The sequence below is a fragment of the Oleiphilus sp. HI0079 genome (genome assembly GCF_001635105.1).
Genome location: NZ_LWFT01000764.1, coordinates 1 through 820, shown reverse-complemented (window position 1 = coordinate 820; position 820 = coordinate 1). Strand labels below are relative to the sequence as shown.

Sequence of the window (820 nt, the reverse complement as noted above, 5' to 3'; positions counted from 1 at the left end):
TAGAAATACCCACAACGATGCGATCCGGCTTCATAAAATCACCGACGGCAGCGCCCTCTTTCAAAAACTCAGGATTCGAGACCACATCAAACGACAAGCTCACACCACGATCAGACAGCACACTGTCGATTTTTGCTCGAACTTTGTCACCCGTCCCGACAGGCACAGTCGACTTATCAATCACAATTTTCTCATCTTCCATATGCGTTGCGATTGTTTCCGCAACGGCGAGCACATACTGGAGATCTGCAGAGCCATCCTCGTCCGGAGGTGTACCTACCGCAATAAACTGTAACTTAGCATGTGCAATGGCTTCTTCTGCATTCGTAGTAAAACGCAAATTCCCCGCCGCAAAGTTACTCTGAACAATCGCTTCTAGGCCGGGCTCATAAATCGGAATGACTCCGTTATTCAGCTTTTCAACTTTTCTCGCATCAACGTCAACACAAATCACATCGTGCCCCATATCAGCCAAACATGCGCCGGTTACCAAGCCGACATAACCCGTCCCAAAAATCGATACTTTCATTGAATTCCCTTATTAGCCCTTAACTAAACTCTTTGGCAATGCTTCCGTATGCAGACGCGCTTAAACAAGACACGCAGTCAACCTCTCTTCAGCAAAGACGAAGGCTGTTTTTAGCACACTTTATTGATCGTAATATTACACTTATAAGTAAGCCTAGCCGAATCTTTATGCCTAAGTTCTAAAAAACTTCGAACGCGGAGCTGAGGTGTAAAGTCAATGAGGCGACACAGACACCAATAACGTCAACTTACTTTACACTTCTACATTTTTCGAGAGACATTCATGTCCGCC

The 820-nt window shown here is 45.5% G+C and carries 1 protein-coding gene; it reads right to left on the bottom strand.

Features of this window, described 5'->3' with window-relative positions; translation table 11 throughout:
• Positions 1-529 (bottom strand): nucleotide sugar dehydrogenase (locus A3750_RS14265; RefSeq protein ID WP_156498595.1); only part of this gene is annotated, 529 nt, incomplete at its 3' end.
• Positions 530-820: the final 291 nt, after the last annotated feature.